This window comes from Salinimicrobium sp. TIG7-5_MAKvit (assembly GCF_049569215.1).
GTDB lineage: Bacteria > Bacteroidota > Bacteroidia > Flavobacteriales > Flavobacteriaceae > Salinimicrobium > Salinimicrobium profundisediminis.
In genome coordinates this window covers 1,469,393-1,489,443 of the sequence record NZ_CP145903.1, presented here as the reverse complement: position 1 = coordinate 1,489,443, position 20,051 = coordinate 1,469,393, and the positions used below count along the sequence as shown (strand labels likewise).

The window sequence follows — 20,051 nt, the reverse complement described above, 5'->3', positions numbered from 1 at the left end:
AACTATAGCGATGAAAGAAATAAAAGCATTTATAAAACCAAAAAGAGTACAAAAAGTAGTTGAAGCCCTTAGTGATAGTGGCTTTAATAGCATGACCCTTTCGCAAGGGGAAGGGACCGGTGCATTCAAAGCCAAAGGTGCCAGCCCCTCCCTTGATTTTCGCATTACAGATAGTCCCGTAGTGAAACTGGAACTGGTGTGCCAAAATGAAGAAGCACGAAAAGCAATAGACATCATAGTCGAAAATGGAAAGACAACGGATCCTGGCGACGGAATTATTTATGTTTCAGATATTGAAGATGCGTTTCAAATAAAGACGGGAAAATCCATAAAGAAATTTGATTGACGGGGAGCAACAACAATAAAATAAGTCCTGTAAAGGAAGTTCTAACTGTTTGTCTTACTAATGGGATTTCCTTTTCAGGCATAATTTACGGCGTTAATGTGAAAAACAAATTTAAAATAAAGGAACTCGAAGAATTACTGACTGCAAAAAAAGTAAGGACAACGGCCATGCGCTTGTTGGTCCTCAAAACCCTTCAAAAGCAAAAAGCCGCGATAGGTTTGCAGGATTTGGAATCGGTCTTCGAAAAGGCCGACAGGATTACCTTGTACCGCACGCTAAAAACTTTTGAGGAAAAAGGTTTGATACACAGTATAGTGGACGGGAACGGAACAACCAAATATGCATTGTGCAAAGAAGGTTGTGAGTGCGCCCCCAAAGATATGCACGTGCATTTTTATTGCCAAAACTGCCGGGAAACCTTTTGCCTGCCCAAATCAAAAGTCCCCGAAGTGCCCTTGCCGGAACACTTTGTGCCGGTGGAGACAACGTTATTGGTAAAAGGGGTTTGCGGCAAATGTTCAGGCTGAAAAATGCAATTTCATTGCAGGTTTTTAAATATATCTTTGGAATAAGCTGTTTTTGAAGATTTAAAAGAAAAATATTATGAGCGATTGTTGCGGTAGCGGTGCATGTTCAAATGGGGGGATATCCTCCAATACAACTAAAAGTGGTTTTTTACAAACCTATGGGGAGTACGGTTTGGCAATTACCGGTTTTCTCCTTTTGGCCGTGGGTATTGTCTTAAAAGAAGTTGTGGCTTCTAACTGGTTTACGGCACCTTTCCAATTTGTCCTTTTTGGACTGGCGTATCTTCCCGTGGGCGGGCCCGTATTGTGGAAAGCCATCAGGCAAATAAGGAAAGGAAATATCTTTAGCGAATTTTTCCTGATGGGCATTGCCACCATAGGCGCTTTTTTGCTGGGCGAGTATGCCGAGGGGGTGGCGGTAATGCTTTTTTATGCCGTGGGCGAATTGTTCCAGGGGGCCGCGGTAAACAAGGCAAAAAAATCCATTGAAAGTTTGTTGAAAATCCAGGCCGAGGAGGTGGCTGTAGTGGAAGCAGACGGAACCATAAAAATCGTGCACCCGTCCACGGTAGCGGTTGGCAGTATTATCCAGGTAAAACCGGGAGAGAAGGTAGCCATTGATGGAATCTTGATTTCTGAAAAGGCCACTTTCAACACTGCGGCACTTACTGGTGAACCCGCACCAGACCGTAAATACAAGGGGGAACAGGTTTTGGCCGGAATGGTGAATTTGGAAGACCTGGGCACCATAAAAGTTACCAGCCGTTTTGAGGACAGCAAGCTCTCAAAAATTTTGGAAATGGTACGGGAAGCGGCTTCCCGAAAGGCAAAAACCCAACGTTTTATCACCCGTTTTGCCAAAGTTTATACCCCCATTGTGGTTTTGCTAGCCACGGCCATTACTTTGCTTCCGTACTTTTTTGTGGAAACCTATATTTTTGGGGAATGGCTTTACCGGGCCCTGGTATTTTTGGTGATATCCTGCCCCTGTGCCCTGATGATTTCCATTCCTTTGGGATATTTTGGCGGTATTGGCGCGGCTTCCCGCAATGGCATTCTCTTTAAAGGTTCCAATTACCTGGACCAGATGCGGAAGGTGGACACCGTGGTGATGGACAAGACCGGCACCCTTACCAAAGGGATATTTGAAGTGCAGCACATCAGGACCTTTGAATTTGACCGGGAGTTGATTTTGAACCTGGTGGCAGGCCTCGAGAGCAGCTCCAACCATCCGGTAGCCAGGGCAGTGACCTCCTATTGGGTCTCTTTGGGCTATAAAACGGCCCAGGTGGAGCATGCAGAAGAGATTTCAGGCATGGGGATGAAAGGACAGGTAGAAGGGTTTAACATATTGGCTGGAAACACTAAGCTGTTAAAGAAATTCAATATTCCCTATGATCCGGAAATAGACGATTTTGTGGAAACAACGATAGTAATGGCCATCAACGAAAAGTATTGTGGTTTTATTACCATTGCCGATGAGATCAAAGAAGATGCGAAATTGGCCGTAGATGAATTGCGCCAGCTAGGGGTGAAAAACATCGTCATGCTCTCCGGCGATAAAGAGAGGGTAGTGCAGAAACTGGCCCGGGAGCTTGGGCTGGATTTGGCCATTGGAGGTTTGCTGCCCGAAGGAAAGATCAAAGAAGTCGAAAGGTTAAAAAAAGGATCGGCTATGTTGGCTTTTATTGGTGACGGGATCAATGACGCGCCTGTTATCACACTTGCCGACATTGGCATGGCCATGGGTGGTTTGGGCTCTGATGCCGCTATCGAAACCGCAGATGTGGTGGTACAAAACGACCAGCCTTCAAAAATCGCTACCGCTATAAAAATAAGCAAAGCAACAAACCGGATTGTTTGGCAAAACATAGGCCTGGCCTTTGGGGTAAAATTTTTGGTGTTGGCCCTGGGGGCTTTTGGAATGGCAAGCATGTGGGAAGCGGTATTTGCCGATGTGGGCGTTACCCTGCTGGCCATATTAAATGCCATGCGAATTCAGAAAATTGATTTCCGTACAAAGGAAACTTCTGAAACAAAAATTTTAGATAAAACTGTAGCGCCTTTCCCTAAAAGGGAAACAAAAACGGAAAAGGAGTTTGCCTAAATTGAAAGCCAAAAGTGTAGGGGGTTAGAAGGTGCGGGTTGTAAAGAACAAATACCGAAGAATAAATTGATAATGCACAATCGTTCAGCAATTGCTTAAGGGGAACAAAAAAAGTACTAAAGGTGAGGTACAAAAATATTGAACGTCCAATACCATTGAATATGATTTAATAAAATAATTGTCTGATGAACAACAAGGGGTTTTTCTTTACTGTTATTGTGGGCTTTGTGATGGGGGTATTTATTGTTCAGCCCCTTGGGATTTCCCTTTTTTTGTATGACAATCAGGGCGACCAGGGCAGTTGGTGGAATATCATGGAAATTGTTTTTGAACAAATTGCCGGTTTCGGGGATATTGATCAGATTTTGAAGAACCTCCTTTTTGGTTGTTTGGGCATCAGCCTGGCATTGATGTTTTACACCAGGAAAAAAATCTTTCAGCTTGACAAATTGAAGAATGAAACAGACATTATAGAAGCACTTATAGCTAAGGGCGAAACCAGTGAAGTGGAGTTTAAATCTACACTTCGCTGGGATTTACGGCAGTCAAAAATAAATAAAGCCCTGGAAGTCGTAGTGGCAAAAACCATAGCCGGCTTTATAAATTGCAAAGGTGGCAACCTATTGATTGGCATTGATGATGAAGGCCATATTTTAGGACTTCAAGAAGATTATCAAACCTTGAAGAAGCCCGGCAGGGACGGATTTGAGCAGTATATTATGCAATTGGTCTCCGTTACATTGGGCTCCCGCTTTTGTCCTTTGATAAAAGTAACTTTTCACGAATTTAAAGGAAGGGACATTTGCCATTTAAACATACAATCCTCAAAAACACCAGTATTCCTCAATTACGAAGATCGGTCCCATTTTTTTATCCGTACCGGAAATGGCACACGCGAACTGGATATTCCTGAGGCATTGGCCTATATAGGAAAAGGAAAGGCATTGTACAATTAGAGAGCGAAAATTAAAAACCGATAGAAAAAATGAAAAAAACGCAAGTAAAACTGCCAATACTACTGCCGGAAATTCCCGATGAGAACGATCAATGTGTGCAGAGGCTAATGGATCACCTGCAAAACAGGGAAGGTATTGAAAAGGTACATATTGCTTCTGAAAAAGAGGATGATACCCCTAAGCTTTGTTTTCATTACGATCCCGACATTATTTCCATTGCCCATATTAGAAAACTCGCAAAACAGGCAGGGGCATCATTGACCAATGAATTTGGACATACCCTGTTGGAGGTTGATGGAATACGGCATGCGAGACAAGCAAGGAAAATTCAAAATGCCCTGAGAGGATTGGAGGAGATAATGGAAGCCTCAGTATCCGAAACGGGAATCGTAAGGCTGGAATTCATAAAGGCTAAAACTGATGAAGAAGATTTTCGTCAAATCCTAAGGAACGAAGGCCTGAAAATCAAAACCGCCAAAAAGAATGAAAAAATGCCTCCTGAAACGGCTGAAACCCATAAACATTCCCACGAAGAGGCAGAGCTTAAAGATGAAGGCCACGCCCATGACCACGGGGGAATTTTAGGAAAAAATACCGAGATGTATTTTTCCATAATCTGTGGAGTGTTATTGGGCACCGGCTTTGGCCTTTCCTACCTAGAAACTGTGCCGGAATGGGTTAGTTTGGCCTTGTACATAGGCGCCTATTTCTTTGGGGGCTATTACACGGCAAAAGAAGCCATTGAAACGGTTGCCAAAGGAGGTTTCGAAATTGATTTCCTTATGCTGGTCGCGGCCATCGGGGCAGCCGTTCTGGGAGAATGGGCAGAAGGGGCTTTGCTCCTCTTCCTCTTTAGCCTGGGCCATGCACTGGAAAATTACGCCATGAACAAGGCGCGAAAATCTATTGCAGCTTTAGCAGACCTTGCCCCTAAAACTGCATTGATAAAACGAGATGGAAAGACGCAGGAAGTAAAAATAGAAGAGCTTCAGGTAGGTGATATTGTTGTAGTGAGATCCAACACTAAAATTTCTGCCGATGGTGTTGTTGTTAATGGCAATAGTAGTGTGAACCAGGCACCCATCACCGGCGAGAGCGTCCCTGTGGATAAGTCCCCCGTACCCGATCCTGACAAAGATTATTCAAAAGAAAGCGAAATAAAAGATGAACACCGTGTATTTGCGGGAACCATCAACGGCAATAGTACCCTGGAAGTAAAGGTGATAAAAACCTCTCAGGATTCTACACTGTCAAGACTGGTGACATTAGTGAATGAAGCCCAGACACAGAAATCACCTACCCAATTATTGACTGATAAGTTTGAAAAATATTTTGTGCCATCGGTTTTGGCCCTGGTGGTTTTGCTGAATTTCGCCTTCCTTGTCCTCGATGAACCCTTTAGCGAGAGTTTCTATAGGGCAATGGCGGTTTTAGTGGCTGCCAGTCCCTGTGCCTTGGCCATTTCCACACCCAGTGCTGTACTTAGCGGAGTGGCTCGCGCAGCCAGGGGTGGTGTTCTGGTAAAGGGCGGGCGGCCCTTGGAAGACCTTGGCGTGCTCACCGCTATTGCTTTTGACAAAACCGGCACCCTTACTGAAGGCAAACCAAAGCTCACCAAGGTTATCACTTTAACGGACGTAAGTGAAGAGGAACTGCTAAAAACAGCTGTAGCGGTCGAGGCTCTTAGTGACCACCCCCTTGCAAAAGCAGTGGTACGGGACGGCAAAGAACGCTTGGGAAACGCACAATTTCCGGAAGCAAGTAATATGGAAGCTGTTTTAGGAAAAGGCATAAAAGCCAGCCTCGGGGAAGATAAGGTGTATATGGGGAATCTTGAGCTCTTTGAAGCGCTCGATGATCAAAAGCCTTCAGAAGAAATCGTTGAAAAAGTAAGGGAACAGGAAACCGCAGGGAACACGACAATGTTGATACGCAGGAATGAGGAGTATATTGGAATTATTTCCCTTATGGACACTCCACGTGAAGAAGCTAAAGCAACCTTGGAGGAGCTTAAAAAAATCGGTATTAAACGTATGATCATGCTCACCGGGGATAACCAAAAAGTGGCTGATGCGGTGGCCAAAGAAATTGGTCTTACCGATGCCTGGGGGAGCCTGCTTCCCGAGGAAAAGGTAGATGCTATCAAAAAATTAAAGAAACAGGAGGATAAAGTAGCCATGGTGGGCGATGGAGTGAATGATGCCCCCGCTATGGCACATAGTACCGTGGGTATTGCAATGGGGGCAGCAGGATCGGATGTGGCCCTGGAAACCGCCGATATAGCCCTGATGGCAGATAAACTGGAAACCCTGCCTTTTGCAATAGGTTTGAGCCGGAAAGCCAAAGCTATTATAAAACAAAACCTTTGGGTAAGCCTGGGGATTGTAGCTTTATTAATTCCCGCCACCATATTTGGCTTTGCCAACATCGGGATAGCAGTACTTGTTCACGAAGGATCCACTTTATTGGTGGTCGCAAACGCCTTGAGATTATTGGCTTATAACAATAAGAAAACTGCCTTTCCCGGAGGCCGTATAAAACAAATTCATGAATTAAAACAAGAGAATAATGTCAGAATTTAAAGTTAAACTAGAATGGAATTCCGATTCCGAGGATTTCTCCTATAAGAATTATACACGTACCCATCAATGGATTTTTGGAGGAGGCTCTGAAATCACTGCATCTGCAGCTCCGGAATATTTGGGGAAAGCTGAATTTGTCAATCCTGAAGAAGCCTTCGCTGCTTCCCTCTCCAGCTGCCATTTATTGACTTTTCTGGCTATTGCCTCCTTTAAAAAGTATATTATAAAGAGTTATAAAGATGAAACTGTTGCTGTGGTTGAGAAAAACAAGGATGGTAAACAGGCTGTGACCAGGGTTTTTTTACGGCCCAAAGTAGAATTCTCGGGGGAACATATACCTGATGAAGAAGAAATGAAAAAAATGCACCATAAAGCACATGCTGAGTGTTTTATCTCCAACTCTGTAATAACCGAGGTTGTAGTGGAGCCTGTTTTATAATTTCCTTCAGGTGGATTTGGGGGTGTAAGGGTTTTTAATTAGCCGATAAATATAGTTGATATGAAAAATCTCATGGTTGCCCCTTCCATTCTTTCGACAGATTTTGCCTATCTGGGCAAAACCCTCGAAATTATTAATAGAAGTGAAGCAGACTGGCTGCATGTGGATGTGATGGACGGGATGTTTGTTCCAAATATCTCCTTTGGGACTCCTGTTTTAGAAGCAATTGAGAAATACTCCAAGAAACCTGTCGAGCTGCACTTGATGATTGTTGAGCCTGAGAGGTATTTGGAAGTTTTTTCTAAATATGGGGTAGAGCAAATTACAGTACACGCCGAGGCCTGCCTTCATTTGCACAGCGTGGTGCAACAAATAAAAAGCCTGGGTTGTAAAGCAGGGGTAGCTTTAAATCCACATACTTCTTTAGGAAGCCTGGAATACATTATCAAAGATATAGATACAGTTTGCCTAATGGCTGTAAATCCGGGTTTTGGCGGACAAGGTTTTATTCCCCAAACACTGGAAAAGATAAGGGAATTAAAGCAATTGATACAAAGAAAAGATGCAAAGGCCTTTATTGAAGTAGATGGAGGAGTGGATAAGAATAACGTGAAGGAAATTTTGAATTCAGGAGCTGATGCTGTTATAGCAGGAAGCAGTATTTTCAATTTCAATGATCCCCTTAGGGCAATTCAGGAGCTTAGAAACCCCTAATAATGTAACTAATGTTATAAAAAGGAATAAATCAAATAATAATTAAAAGAGGAGTTATGCTACAAATATTGGGACAAACAGAAGGGAATTTAATAGCCACAAGGGCAACAGGCAATTTGACCGAAGCCGATTACGATAAGCTATTGCCCCTGCTGAACAACATAGTGGAAAAACATAAAAAAATCCGTTGGTATTTTGAAATGGAGGGCTTTGAAGGATGGGAACCAAAAGCCTTTTGGGAAGATTTGAAATTCGATGTCCAACATGCCAACGACCTTGAAAAAGTGGCCATGGTAGGGGATAAAAAATGGGAAAAATGGATGACAGATTTGATGAAACCTTTTACTTCTGCAGAAGTTAAATATTTTGCATCTACAAAAAAAGTAGAGGCAGTAAATTGGATAAACAGTTAAGAAACAAATTTATGGCAGATCAAGAAAGAAAAAAGTATCTCAAAAAGGCCAGGAAGCTCCAGGTATACAACGTCTTATATGATACTATTGAGGTAGCTGTATCACTAACCGCCGGTTTTATCTCCGGAAGCGCAGCTTTAATTGGTTGGGGACTGGATAGTATCATAGAAGTTATTTCGGCCAGCACCCTTGGGTGGCGGCTACACGGGGAAATTAAAAATATTAGCGAAGAGCGGGTGAAAAAAAGAGAAAAAATCACTCTTTATGTAATTGCCACTTCTTTCTTAATTGTCAGCATTTTTATCACCTATGATTCTGTAAGTAAATTTTTTAATAAAGAAACTCCAGACTGGAGCACCATGGGTATCATAATCCTCCTGATATCTTTAGTGGTCAATCCGATTCTAATTTGGTACAAACGCAAGTATGGAAAGAAACTGGACAGCAAGGAATTAATAGCCGATTCCAAAGACACTTTTGTTTGTCTATATCAGACGATAGCGGTATTGGGTGGACTCCTGGCGGTACAATATCTGGACTTGTGGTGGGCAGATCCTGTGGCGGCTCTTCTAATAGTTCCCTATGCCTTAAAAGAAGGTTGGGAGGCTTTTAAAAACGGAAGAAAAATTTCACCATAAATTAAAATACCGAAAATTCAACTATTGGGTGTTTTATAACTTTTAAAAATTAACTGGTACCTGCAAAATTGAAGAAATGGCTGAACTGAAAAAATCTTTAGGAACATTAAGACTCACTTTTTACGGGGTAGGAACCATCGTAGGCGCGGGAATTTACACCGTTATTGGTGCGGCGGCGGGCCAGGCCGGGAATGACCTCTGGCTCAGTTTCATCCTGGCGGCCATTGCTGCCAGTTTTTCTGCCCTTTCCTATGCAGAACTTTCCTCAACCTTCCCCAATGCCGGAGCAGAGTTTATTTTTGTAAGAAAAGCATTTCCAAAAATAGATATTCCCTCATTCCTGACCGGATGGACAATCGCCTTTCACAGTTCGGCTACCATTGCTGCTGTACTACTGGCATTCTCGGGATATCTAAATGTTTTTTTGGACCTCCCTGCCCTTTTATTTAGTTACAGTGCATTAATACTGCTCACCCTAATAAGCATTACTGGTATAAAAAAATCTTCTACCGCCAATATTATAATGGTAAGCATTCAGCTATTGGGACTATTGCTCCTAATAATATTGGGACTGAACAGTACAGGTGCTCCTGACAAGGAATTTTTTATTATCGATTCTTTTTCCGGTACCATAGCTGCTACCGCGACCTTGTTTTTTGTTTATACAGGCTTTGAACATATGGCAGCTTTGGGCTCTGAAGTAAAAAATCCCGGTAAAACCATCCCACGGGCATTTTTGTTGACGATGCTCATTACCACAATAATTTACCTGTTTATCTCCTTTACGGTTCTCAATATAAGCGACGCTTCAGAACTGGCAAAAGTAAATTCTCCATTATCTCTTGCTGCTTCCAATTTAAATTCCTGGATGCCCATTGTTTTGGCGGTTGCTGCCTTGTTTGCCACCGCTAATGCCGCTTTTAGCGGGATTATATCCATCAGCAGGCTTCTTTTTGGAATGGCTTCGGTTGGTGAATTGCCGGCTTTTATGAAGAAAACCAATGCTCAAAAAGTTCCCTGGGCAGCAACGCTGGTGGTGTTGGCAGCAGTGGCCGGATTTCTTTTATTGGGTAATATTAAATTAGTTGCAGGAATGTCTTCCTTAGGTGCATTACTGGTTTTTATTGCCGTAAATATAGCCCTGATTGTTTTACGTTTTAAGTCGCCGAAAGAGAAAAGACCCTTTAAAGTGCCTTTGTCCATAGGTAAAACGCCTATCCTACCCATTTTAGCTATCTTGATCAGCCTGGCTTTGGTAATTCAATACGAATGGCAAGTATATGCTGCTTTTGGAGGAGCTATTGTGGTAGGGGTGGTCCTGGATTATTTCCTTGATAAAATGCCAAAGAAAGAGGTGGGTTCAGAAGAAGAAAAAGATTTGTTCAATCATTAAAACAGATAATATGGACTGGATGTTTGAAGATTTTAAAACAGATCTTGATTCCCTTACCCCAATTGTTAGGGAGAAGGCCCTTGAAATAGCCAACGAGCTTATGAAAGAAGGAAAGTCTACAGAAAAAGAAGCTATTGACCAAGCTATTAAACAGGCAGGAGAATGGTTTTATGATCTGGAAGGATGAGATCTAAGAAAAATTCCAAAAGCTGTTACCGTAAAGTCTATCAGAAAGTACTGTGAAAAATGTTAAGTCAAAAGCCTCCTTTCATTAAAATAGATCTAATAGGTGATTTGTCGTGAGAAATACTAAATCAAAAACCTCGGGGAAAGCCCACTCGGTATGAATTAGAAGAGACTTTTAAAAATTTGAGGCATCTCGATAGCTATCGGGACGGGGAATTAAACCCTCAATGAGGGATTAAAAACTTATATTTCAAGATATGGAAAAATTTGATGTAACTATTATAGGATCTGGCCCGGGCGGGTATGTAAGTGCCATCCGTTGCGCCCAATTGGGATTAAAAGTGGCCATTGTTGAAAGGTACAGCACGTTGGGCGGTACCTGTCTTAACGTTGGCTGTATCCCGTCAAAAGCCTGGCTGGAAGCCTCTGAGCATTATTACAAACTCAGGCATCAATTCGAAAACTTTGGGATTGATGTAAAAGAGGCCAATGTCGATATCCTGAAAATGAACCAAAGGGTACAGGATGTGGTACAGGAAATCATCAATGGTGTTGGTTACCTGATGAAAAAGAACAAGGTAACCGTTTATGAAGGCCACGGCACCATTAAGGACAAAAGTACGATTGAGATTAAGGCCGAAGATAAAACGGAAACCATAGAAACCGATAAAATCATCATTGCCACAGGGTCTAAACCCGCTTCCCTGCCCAATATTAAAATAGACAAAAACCGTATTATCTCTTCTACCGAAGCCCTGGCCTTACAGGAAATACCCAAACATTTAATGGTCGTTGGCGGCGGTGTTGTCGGGGTTGAAATAGGTTCTGTATTCGCCCGACTGGGTTCAAAGGTATCCATTGTGGAATATTTTGACAGCCTTATCGCCACTATGGACGGCGCACTGGGTAAGCAATTGCACCGTTCCCTAAGAAAGCAAGGAATTGAATTTTATTTGGAACATAAGGTGACAAATGCAACAGCAACTGAAGGCAAAGTGGCATTGAAAGCAGAAAATCTTTCCGATAAAAAAGAAATGAATTTAGAAGGTGACTATTGCCTTATGGCCATTGGCCGGAAACCATACACCGCTAATTTAGGACTTGAAAATATAGGAGTTGAAACCAACGAAAAAGGACAGGTAACAGTGGATGAGAACCTCGAAACCAATGTCAAGGGGGTTTATGCCATAGGGGACGTAATCCGGGGAGCAATGCTTGCCCATAAAGCGAGTGAAGAGGGCGTTTTTGTGGCTGAAAGAATAGTGGGTCAAAAACCACATATCAACTATTCCCTTATTCCTAATATAGTTTATACCCAACCCGAAGTGGCCGGGGTAGGCTTGACCGAAGAAGAACTGAAAGAAGCAGGAAGAAGTATCAAAACAGGCTCTTTCCCTTTTAAGGCCAACGCAAGGGCAAAAATAAGTATGGACACCGACGGTTTTATAAAAGTAATTGCAGATAAGGAAACCGATGAGATATTGGGGGTGCATATGATAGGGCCACGAATTGCGGATAGCTATACAGAGGCGGTAGTGGCAATGGAATTCAGGGCATCTGCCGAAGATATTGCAAGGATGTCCCACGGGCACCCCACCTTCTCCGAGACCTTTAAAGAAGCCTGTCTGGCAGCTACAGATGACAGGGCTTTGCATATTTAATCCAAAATTCCCGATTGATCATCAGCCTTATAACTGTTGGCGTCGTGCTACAGGAGGTTGAAAACCCCAAAGAAACAAGAGATGCCCACAGAGGAGCTAAAGTAACAGTCAAAGATGTGTAGTACTTTCAATAAAGGATCTTCCTTTAAAGTGGCCTCTCTTGTTCGGGTCGTATAACAAATATTAACAATGAATAAAAGCACATTTACCATTCAAAAAATGGATTGCCCTTCGGAAGAGCAGATGATCCGAATGAAGTTGCAGTCTGTTGCACAGGTTCAACATTTGGCTTTTGATATTTCTAATCGAAAATTGGAAGTTTATCATACCGGAGACAGCACGGAAGTACATCAGGAAATCCGTCAGCTGGATTTAAATGATAAATTGGAAGAGACCACAGAAGCTGCGTTGCCTTTACCTTCAGATGATTCCCACCAACGAAAAATCCTTTGGTGGGTACTTGGAATAAACTTTGGTTTCTTTCTCATAGAAATGACCACCGGATGGATATCAGCCTCCATGGGTCTTATTGCTGATTCCCTGGATATGCTTGCCGATGCTATTGTTTATGCCCTTAGCTTGTTTGCCGTTGGGACATCCATTTCAAGAAAAAAGAAGGTTGCGGGAATTAGCGGTTACCTTCAGATGGGGCTTGCTTTACTGGGATTTGTAGAAGTTATAAGACGCTTTTTCTTAAGTAGTGAAACGCCATTATTTCAATGGATGATCATCGTTTCGGTTTTCGCCCTGGCGGGAAATTTGATTTCGCTTTGGCTAATCAATAAGGCTAAAAGCGATGAGGCGCATATGCAGGCCAGTGCCATTTTCACTTCCAACGATATTATAGTGAATGGTGGTGTTATAGTGGCAGGGGTACTGGTCTATTTTCTAAACAGCAAATGGCCGGATTTAGTAATTGGTGGGATTGTGTTCACTTTCGTAATGCGCGGTGCCCTTAGAATATTAAAATTATCCAAGTGACGGGGCAAGTTGTATTTGAGAATACAAGAGGAGAATTAACATACCATTTGAACATGTTAGGCTATCTGCCAAACAATATACAATAAAAATAAAGATAAAAATCTATGCTAGAATAGGTACTATAGAAAAGAATTTCCAAAGAACGCACATTGTAAAGAAACCATGAATTGGAACTAAAGCAATTCTCTATTTTCCGAAGAATATTTCAAAAGAGCCAGTTTTAAGAAAAAGAAAGCCAAATGACTGTAGATCCAAAAGCCAGAAGGAAAACAAAAAAAATAAAGTATAAAAAATCCCCGAAAAGTAAAATTACCAGAAAGGACAGAATAAATGGAATTTTAATGCTTATAGGCGTATTTGTATTAGCATTTTTATTTTTTTGGTTTGTTTTGAAAAACTTACATGGCTAATTTTTCTTGGAATTTGTTTTTAAGGTTTGGAAGAAGAAAAATAAAAAAGGTTCTAACAGAAGTTTAGGAGAAAGTTCCTTTATCTTTTTTTAAATTGAGATAATTCTCTATTCGGTTTTAATTAAGACTAAGTTAAGTCTGAGAAACTATTTCGCAAGAAAGGATGTTCATCAGCTAGAAAAACGAAATTTATTTTGAGAACTTAAAAAAATCTTTAGAAGCAGATATGAGTACATGGATCTGGGCATTGGTGTTGCTTGCTGCCGTATGGCTGGCACATTGGGGCGCGGAACATTTAGCAACACCTTTAAAAAAACTAAGGAAGCAGTGGGGTTTTTCTGTGGCTGCCGGAGGAGCCCTCGTAGGGATAGCTGCGGCAAGCCCTGAAATTTTGTCGTTGTTTGCTACAGGCAATTAGTATTTACTACAGTGTAAGTATCTTATCTTTAGTACGTAAAATCCCAAATCTTACAACTTTGATTAGAGATTTTCTGGAATAGGCAAATTTATCATTTTCATTTAGCATAGAAAAAGCCCGGACAACGACAATTTTATCTACGAAACGTTTTTTTGTGTAAGGAGATTATTTTTTCTTATTAAAGGAAAGAAAGAATCTTAAACTTATATTCATGTAAAGTTCAAGGTTTTAAAAATATCCGGAAGAATACAACTGCTTTTGTAAAAATTATCATTGGCAACATACATTTACCTAAATTATCCTATAAAAGAAAAATTCAAGTAAATGATCCTAACCACTTATCATGTTTAAATAAAAAAGCCCACGCCGTTGTATATGCTGTTTGCATTTAGTGAGTGTGATAATCACCTCACCTTACGGGTGTACAAGCACCCTCGAGACTAATTCAATCTATAATAATTTCGATCCCTGCTTTCTCTGCCTTGTACTTTATCTTGGTCATTAACTTGTAATAACTCCAGTTTCTTAGTACAAATTCCTCTTCTTTGGCTATCCCTATCTTATCCTGTTGATTCAATAAAATCAGCGTTCCCGCCTGGTGTTTAATGCAAAAGTCGATCAACTTCCGGCTGTAGAGATGTAACCTGCTGTCCACAAAATTACCTTCCTTATTTTCAAACTTATCAAGCGCTTTGGTTTTTCGTTTTCGGCCTTTGCCCGATCTGGCATAGGTTACCCCTGCCAGCGCCCGTTTCCTGGCTGCCTGTATTGCAAGCCTTCTGTACAAAAACTCTTCCCGGGTGCCAATGGTGAGCCTGGTTTTACCAACTTTGACTATAACGGGGTATTCAAGTGACAGCGAAGCCTCTGCAATCACTTCCGGTTTCAGGACGTGCTTGTCTTTTTCAATTTCAAAAACTGCAAGCAAAAAGGTTTTGCCGTCTTTCAACTGAATATGTGAGGAACAAAGCTTGGTTTCTCCAGTTACTACACGCTCCAACAGCCTGTGTTTATCAGTATCTTTACCTAAGTACGTCTTAAGAGGAATTGAAAATAATCGAAAACAAAAGGCTTTCTTCTCTTCAATATAACATAATCCCTTAACACCATCCATATCAAACGGAATAGGGATGTCTCTCCTGAAATTCATGAGCGAGCGTTCACCACTCCCGTATTCCTTCCTGTTTTTGAGGAAGGTTCTAATTAATGTTTGATTCAGGTTACCCAGGATATTGGTAGGGATCTCTCCTTTGAAATGATTTGATACAACTCGGTAGGTCGTATTCATTCGGGAGCGTTGCAGCATACCGCTTTCATCCTTCTTTTCATCGGCCAGTTTATACTTTATCCCTTCAGAAAAATAGAAGAAGTCCTTGATCATTTCCTGTACATAGAGATGGGAGACGATCATATTAGCTGCCCTAAAGCACCTGTTCTGCCACTGGTAAAGCTTCCCAATAGCCTCCTTTCTTTCCTCCGGGGTAGGCAGATCAACCAATAGCTGGATCTTTCGGGTTAGTTTTAGCGTAGACTTTTCCATCTTAAGCTATTTGCTGTTGCTGCTCGTGTTTCTCCTGCATGATCTTATAAGCGATCATAAATTCTTTATGAACTTCCTTTTGGGAAAGCTTAAGCTCAGCAGCTATACTTGCAAAAGAAAATTTCTTTTCATTGCGGAGGCGGAATACTTCTTCCTGCTCCGGGGTCATGTTAGCCTGCACCTTAATTACCATGGCTGGTTTTTGTTTAGTTTGAGCTACGGAATCCGGATTAATGATATTTTTAAGATCTGAAATAGCCAGTTGCACCTCGTTAAAAGTTTCCGGAATGCTCGTGCCCATAACTTTGGAAATTTCTTTGTAACGGAAGCCATATTTAAGACAGAGATCAATAAGGTGCCTTCTCTCGGCCGTTAGTAAGGGTAAGACATTTATAATTTTTTCAAAGGCTTTTTGTTCCCGTTCCTGGTCTCTAAAATTTTCTAAATCACTTATTGGATCATAGCCCCCTAAGTACTCCTGGAAGTTTTCATAACTGTCCAGGGAATTGACTTTGCTGAAAAATTTGGTTCTGGGCAATGTGTAATAGGAATAACATTCCCTTTGCATGACCATTCGCAGGAAAAAGTAAATATGTTTAGGGGTTTCTATACGATCCCGGTGAACCCATAATTTTAGAAAGCTATCCTGAACCAGGGATGATACAACAAAATCATCATCAAGAATTCCCCTGCCTACCCAGAATATACTCCGGTGGTATCTGGCATGTATATGCTCCAAAGCCGTCGGATCGCCATTTTTTAATAAATTGAAATTATGCTGTGACATAATACCCTACTATTACTCTTGATTTAAAGGAAAAAATTCCCTTTCAGGTCTACCGGTACTCCAATTTTAATTTTCGGAAATAATACATTCATATATCTGAATTTAATGCCCTTTCTACCTGATCCAGTTTTTTGTAATACTCTGCAATTAATTCATCTGCGTATATTGGTGTTCTATCACCATTCAGACAATATCGTATGTAACGAGGAGTCACCTTATATTTACATGCCAAGGCTTTTACCACCTCAGTGTTATAAGTTTTCTGCATAAATTACGTAAGTTTGCCTGTTCATTGATTTGTTCCTTTAATCGGAACAAAATCAAATATATAAACATTTTGTTTACAAAACAACTGTTTTTTTACTTTTTATAAACATTTCGTTTACATAATATGAATAAATCTAAAATGCTTGATGAGATAAAGATTCATTATGGATTTAAAAGGGATGCAGAATTAGCGGATTTTTTAGAAATTACCAGACAGACTTTATCGAATTGGAAATCAAGAAATTCTTTTGATGCTGAATTACTATATTCAAAATGCCCAGAACTAAGTCCCGCATGGTTACTAACGGGTAAAGGTCCAATGCTCCAAAAAGATTCAACAGACTCAATAATTAATGAAACTGATCCAGAAGTTCTGCGCGAAAAATTACTTCATCTTCAAAGGCAACTAGATGCGTTAGAAAAAGCCAATAACGCTTTAGAAGATGCCAATGACTCATTAAAGGAAACAAAAATGTTACTTAGGAAACGAATTACAGAGCTTGAAGGCAAATAAATAGTTAAAGGCTTGATGGCCACTCTCCAAAATAATTTGATTTTAATTTTCTCAGTAGAAACTAGAAAAATGCCTAATACCATATTTTAATTACTAATCTCTGTCTATGCGATTTCCAGTAATCTCCTTTTCTTTCATTTTTTTATATTAAGCAGCAGTAGTTTTAGCTTGATTATTTCTTATTAAAAAAATAATCGTCTGGAAATAAAGAATTAGTGGTTGAAAATTAGCTAGAAAACCGCCTTAAAATTCAGCCACCAACCCTGGGTTTACCTCTATTATGCTTCTTTCATGGATCCTTCTTTTTCAGATTTAAAGAGAAACAGCGGAAAATTCTTCTTTTCGTAGTTACGAGTTTCTACGAAATCTGGGTTACTACCTGCCTCAATGCCAAATAACAGTTTATAATTCCTTGCCACATCTTCAAATAGCAGCAAAATAATCCTAATTCTATCACTTGTTAAATTCTTTCGTAGTACGAAGAATATAGGGAAAAATATTTGGTAAAGTATATCAAATTAGTAGAACGAAAGTCAAACCTTGATAGGGGCTATCAATTAAAAAGATTTAATCGATTGGTAGCCCCTTTCTTTAAAAACCGTTCTATTATGCCAACAAGTATTATTACCACCGACGATCTTCGGGAGTTCAAATTAGAACTACTTGAGGAAATTAAAAGTTTAATCACCAAACAATCATTAGGAACTTTAAAGAAATATTTAAAATCTTCTGATGTTATGGATCTGCTCCAGGTAAGTCCGGGAACTCTTCAAAACTTAAGAATTAACGGCACCCTACCTTACACCAAAGTTGGAGGAATTATTTACTATGATGCCGAGGAAATCCAAAACTTGATGACCGCCAATCGGGTAAATCACAAATTTGAATAACTACTATGAACTACATTAAGCAACTGAACGCGGCTTTTGAAAAGTTCTTTTTTGATGACCGCTTGAACCCAACCCACATCAGCCTTTATATGGCTTTATTCCAGGAATGGAACAGCAGCCGCTTTGCAGATGAATTTTTTGTAAACCGTCGCGAACTGATGCGTGTGGCCAAAATTGGTTCAAAATCGACGTACCATCGGTGCGTGACCGACCTTAATGCTTGGAAATACCTATCCTATTTTCCATCCAACAATCCATACAAAGGCAGCAAAATTAAGATGGCCATTATCGAGACAAGTGATGAACCTTATACGGGACAGTACAATCCCGAATTGGAACAACTTGCGGAACGGTACCATCCCATACGTGAACCGGTAGTGTACCAGCACCATCCCACCAATGGACAAGCTGTGTACCATCACCGCCCCGTGAGTGGACAAGCATTGGTATCTAATATAAACAATACTAAACAAGTAAACATTAATAAACAGCCAAAGGACAGGCAGGCTATTATTACTTTTTTTGAAGAAAAAGGTTTTGATGCTGATGAAGCAAAAAAATTCTTTGAGCATTATCAAACCCGAAATTGGCAAACAAGCGATGAAAAAGCTATCAGAGATTGGCGTTCGGTTGCTACCAATTGGATGGACAGAACCGAATTATTTAACCAGGAAAAAAAACCAAACAAAAAACAAGCATCCCAAATCAAAGATAACTTGCGAACCACTAAAAACAAAGACTATGGACAACCCCTCTAAAATTATCGAAGGTGGCGTGGAATATTCGCTCGGAAAATTTGATGGGAAAAGTGTACTCTACGATTTTCCAAAAATTTTGATTTACCTGAAAGCCAAAGGCAAACTCTTGTTCGGCGAAAAGTTTAAGATTTATGATGAGGATAAAGATATTTTGCTGAAACTCTGTTCCTACTTCGTAAAAGATAAAGACAACTGTGAATCTTATGGAATTGACATCAACAAAGGCATCTTGCTATCTGGCCCCATAGGCTGCGGAAAAACCAGTTTAATGAAATTACTACGCCATTTAGTTCCCTTGCAACGTCCCTATGAAATGATTCCTTGCCGGAATGTAACCTTCAGTTTTAACCATTTAGGTTTTAAAACTGTGGAAGAATATGGGAATACCAAATTTTATTGCTTTGATGATTTAGGCGTGGAACCATCTGGAAGATTTTACGGAAAGGATTTGAACGTGATGGGTGAAGTGCTCTTATCGCGCCATGAACTTTTTCTTCAGACAAATCAAAAGGTTAAAACCCACGCCACAACAAACCTGAATGCCGAGGAACTGGAAGAACGTTACGGAAACAGAGTCCGAAGCCGAATGCGGGAATTATTCAATCTTGTTGCTTTTGAAGAGGGGGCTGGGGATAAAAGAAAGTAGTTCAAAGCCTCCAACAATTATAAATTATTACCACTTCTGAAATAAATTGTTTAATAATTTCCTTAACGCTCTTAGTTATTTCAATAAATACTTCTTTCATAATTCATCTATTAAATAATTATTTACTTCTATTAAAACAGCTGATCCAATGGATTGTTTATTTAAAGGTTTTGAAATGTATTTCAGGTCGTCCTTATTCGAAAGAAATCCCAACTCAACTAAAATGGCGGGAAAGAAATTACAGGTTTCTCTAATTACCTTAAAATTCGCAAACTTCACACCCCTGCTTTCAAACCCTAATTTCTTATTGAACCCAGCTTGCATTTGAAAGGCGAACCAAGTCGAATTATCAGAATGGTTTGATTCATCATTAGATACATATATCTCAATTCCTCTCGCCGTTGGATTATCCGAATGATTACAATGCAAGGACACAAATAAGTCAGCCTTTAGTGCTTTGGCCAATTCGGTTCTCTCCGATAACGAAATTGAAGTGTCTTTATACCTGGTCAAATAAATATCCAAAGGCTTATCCAATTCCTTGTTCAGCCTTAAAACCTCATTTGCAATGGACATAACCACATCCTTTTCTTGGATTCCATTTATGCCAATTGCACCAGAATCTTTTCCACCGTGTCCAACGTCAATCACGATTCGTTTTTGAGCAGTCATTTCTTGCCCAAAAATGAAGCACATTTTTAAGAGCAAAATCACAAAACTGACGTTTTTGAGCACGTTTTTCATTTTCAATTTTCTGCTTATCAACAGCTTGGTCTCAAAATTTCATAGAATTTGATGTCAAATAATTGTAACTGAATTCAAACGACACTAAATAATATTTTATTCACAATTATTTGATTTTCAGATATTTATAATCA

22 protein-coding genes are annotated in these 20,051 nt (G+C 40.4%); 19 read left to right on the top strand and 3 right to left on the bottom strand.

Annotated elements, in window-relative coordinates; genetic code table 11:
• Positions 1–10 precede the first annotated feature (10 nt).
• From V5739_RS06810 to V5739_RS06740, 15 genes are all read left to right on the top strand, one after another.
• Positions 11–346, top strand: a complete 336-nt coding sequence (locus V5739_RS06810; RefSeq protein ID WP_168025987.1) for a P-II family nitrogen regulator — start codon at positions 11–13, stop codon at positions 344–346.
• Positions 347–444: 98 nt separating this feature from the next.
• On the top strand, positions 445–873 hold the full coding sequence (locus tag V5739_RS06805) for a Fur family transcriptional regulator (RefSeq protein ID WP_311686760.1): 429 nt from the start codon (positions 445–447) through the stop codon (positions 871–873).
• A 76-nt stretch (positions 874–949) separates the two neighbouring features.
• Positions 950–2,980, top strand: coding sequence for a heavy metal translocating P-type ATPase (locus V5739_RS06800; protein WP_266069679.1), 2,031 nt, complete (start codon positions 950–952; stop codon positions 2,978–2,980).
• A gap of 185 nt (positions 2,981–3,165) precedes the next feature.
• The gene (locus tag V5739_RS06795; RefSeq protein ID WP_423820144.1) at positions 3,166–3,936 is read left to right on the top strand and encodes a helix-turn-helix domain-containing protein; all 771 of its coding nucleotides are present in this window, start codon (positions 3,166–3,168) and stop codon (positions 3,934–3,936) included.
• Positions 3,937–3,965: 29 nt separating this feature from the next.
• Complete coding sequence (locus V5739_RS06790) at positions 3,966–6,518, top strand: heavy metal translocating P-type ATPase (RefSeq protein ID WP_423820143.1); 2,553 nt, start codon at positions 3,966–3,968, stop codon at positions 6,516–6,518.
• Positions 6,505–6,957 (top strand): OsmC family protein, encoded by a 453-nt coding sequence (locus tag V5739_RS06785; RefSeq protein ID WP_423820142.1) that lies wholly within the window; start codon positions 6,505–6,507, stop codon positions 6,955–6,957. The genes V5739_RS06790 and V5739_RS06785 overlap by 14 nt, the downstream gene beginning before the upstream one ends.
• A 60-nt stretch (positions 6,958–7,017) precedes the next feature.
• The gene (gene rpe / locus V5739_RS06780) at positions 7,018–7,671 is read left to right on the top strand and encodes a ribulose-phosphate 3-epimerase (protein ID WP_423820141.1); all 654 of its coding nucleotides are present in this window, start codon (positions 7,018–7,020) and stop codon (positions 7,669–7,671) included.
• 56 nt (positions 7,672–7,727) lie between these two features.
• A complete protein-coding gene (locus tag V5739_RS06775; protein WP_345599576.1) occupies positions 7,728–8,084 on the top strand; it encodes an STAS/SEC14 domain-containing protein in 357 nt (118 codons plus the stop codon).
• 11 nt (positions 8,085–8,095) lie between these two features.
• A complete protein-coding gene (locus tag V5739_RS06770) occupies positions 8,096–8,722 on the top strand; it encodes a cation diffusion facilitator family transporter (RefSeq protein WP_345599575.1) in 627 nt (208 codons plus the stop codon).
• A 76-nt stretch (positions 8,723–8,798) separates the two neighbouring features.
• Positions 8,799–10,115, top strand: coding sequence for an APC family permease (locus V5739_RS06765; RefSeq protein WP_345599574.1), 1,317 nt, complete (start codon positions 8,799–8,801; stop codon positions 10,113–10,115).
• A 10-nt stretch (positions 10,116–10,125) separates the two neighbouring features.
• Entirely contained in the window at positions 10,126–10,302 is a 177-nt protein-coding gene (locus tag V5739_RS06760; RefSeq protein WP_345599573.1) for a hypothetical protein, read from the top strand.
• 256 nt (positions 10,303–10,558) lie between these two features.
• The gene (lpdA, locus tag V5739_RS06755) at positions 10,559–11,962 is read left to right on the top strand and encodes a dihydrolipoyl dehydrogenase (RefSeq protein ID WP_345599572.1); all 1,404 of its coding nucleotides are present in this window, start codon (positions 10,559–10,561) and stop codon (positions 11,960–11,962) included.
• Between the two features lie 189 nt (positions 11,963–12,151).
• Positions 12,152–12,943, top strand: coding sequence for a cation transporter (locus V5739_RS06750; RefSeq protein WP_235329317.1), 792 nt, complete (start codon positions 12,152–12,154; stop codon positions 12,941–12,943).
• Positions 12,944–13,182: 239 nt separating this feature from the next.
• Positions 13,183–13,353 carry a hypothetical protein gene (locus V5739_RS06745; protein WP_235329319.1) on the top strand — a complete coding sequence of 57 codons (171 nt, stop codon included), beginning with the start codon at positions 13,183–13,185 and terminating at the stop codon, positions 13,351–13,353.
• Positions 13,354–13,579: 226 nt separating this feature from the next.
• On the top strand, positions 13,580–13,771 hold the full coding sequence (locus V5739_RS06740) for a sodium:calcium exchanger (protein ID WP_235329321.1): 192 nt from the start codon (positions 13,580–13,582) through the stop codon (positions 13,769–13,771).
• Positions 13,772–14,216: 445 nt separating this feature from the next.
• Here V5739_RS06740 and V5739_RS06735 read toward each other — a convergent pair whose 3' ends face one another.
• Together V5739_RS06735 and V5739_RS06730 are read right to left on the bottom strand one after the other, a co-directional pair.
• A complete protein-coding gene (locus V5739_RS06735; protein WP_235329323.1) occupies positions 14,217–15,311 on the bottom strand; it encodes a hypothetical protein in 1,095 nt (364 codons plus the stop codon).
• 1 nt (position 15,312) lies between these two features.
• Complete coding sequence (locus tag V5739_RS06730) at positions 15,313–16,098, bottom strand: RNA polymerase sigma factor (RefSeq protein ID WP_235329325.1); 786 nt, start codon at positions 16,096–16,098, stop codon at positions 15,313–15,315.
• 391 nt (positions 16,099–16,489) lie between these two features.
• Between V5739_RS06730 and V5739_RS06725 the strand changes: the two genes are divergently transcribed.
• The 4 genes from V5739_RS06725 (at position 16,490) to V5739_RS06710 (ending at position 19,173) form a co-directional block, all read left to right on the top strand.
• Positions 16,490–16,879, top strand: coding sequence for a helix-turn-helix domain-containing protein (locus V5739_RS06725; RefSeq protein WP_235329327.1), 390 nt, complete (start codon positions 16,490–16,492; stop codon positions 16,877–16,879).
• 608 nt (positions 16,880–17,487) lie between these two features.
• The gene (locus V5739_RS06720) at positions 17,488–17,769 is read left to right on the top strand and encodes a helix-turn-helix domain-containing protein (RefSeq protein WP_235329329.1); all 282 of its coding nucleotides are present in this window, start codon (positions 17,488–17,490) and stop codon (positions 17,767–17,769) included.
• Positions 17,770–17,774: 5 nt separating this feature from the next.
• Positions 17,775–18,527, top strand: coding sequence for a hypothetical protein (locus V5739_RS06715; RefSeq protein ID WP_345599567.1), 753 nt, complete (start codon positions 17,775–17,777; stop codon positions 18,525–18,527).
• Entirely contained in the window at positions 18,511–19,173 is a 663-nt protein-coding gene (locus V5739_RS06710; protein ID WP_345599566.1) for an ATPase, read from the top strand. The genes V5739_RS06715 and V5739_RS06710 overlap by 17 nt, the downstream gene beginning before the upstream one ends.
• A gap of 96 nt (positions 19,174–19,269) precedes the next feature.
• Here the strand turns inward: V5739_RS06710 and V5739_RS06705 are convergent, their stop codons facing one another.
• Positions 19,270–19,917 (bottom strand): N-acetylmuramoyl-L-alanine amidase family protein, encoded by a 648-nt coding sequence (locus tag V5739_RS06705; RefSeq protein WP_423820140.1) that lies wholly within the window; start codon positions 19,915–19,917, stop codon positions 19,270–19,272.
• Between the last annotated feature and the right edge of the window lie 134 nt (positions 19,918–20,051).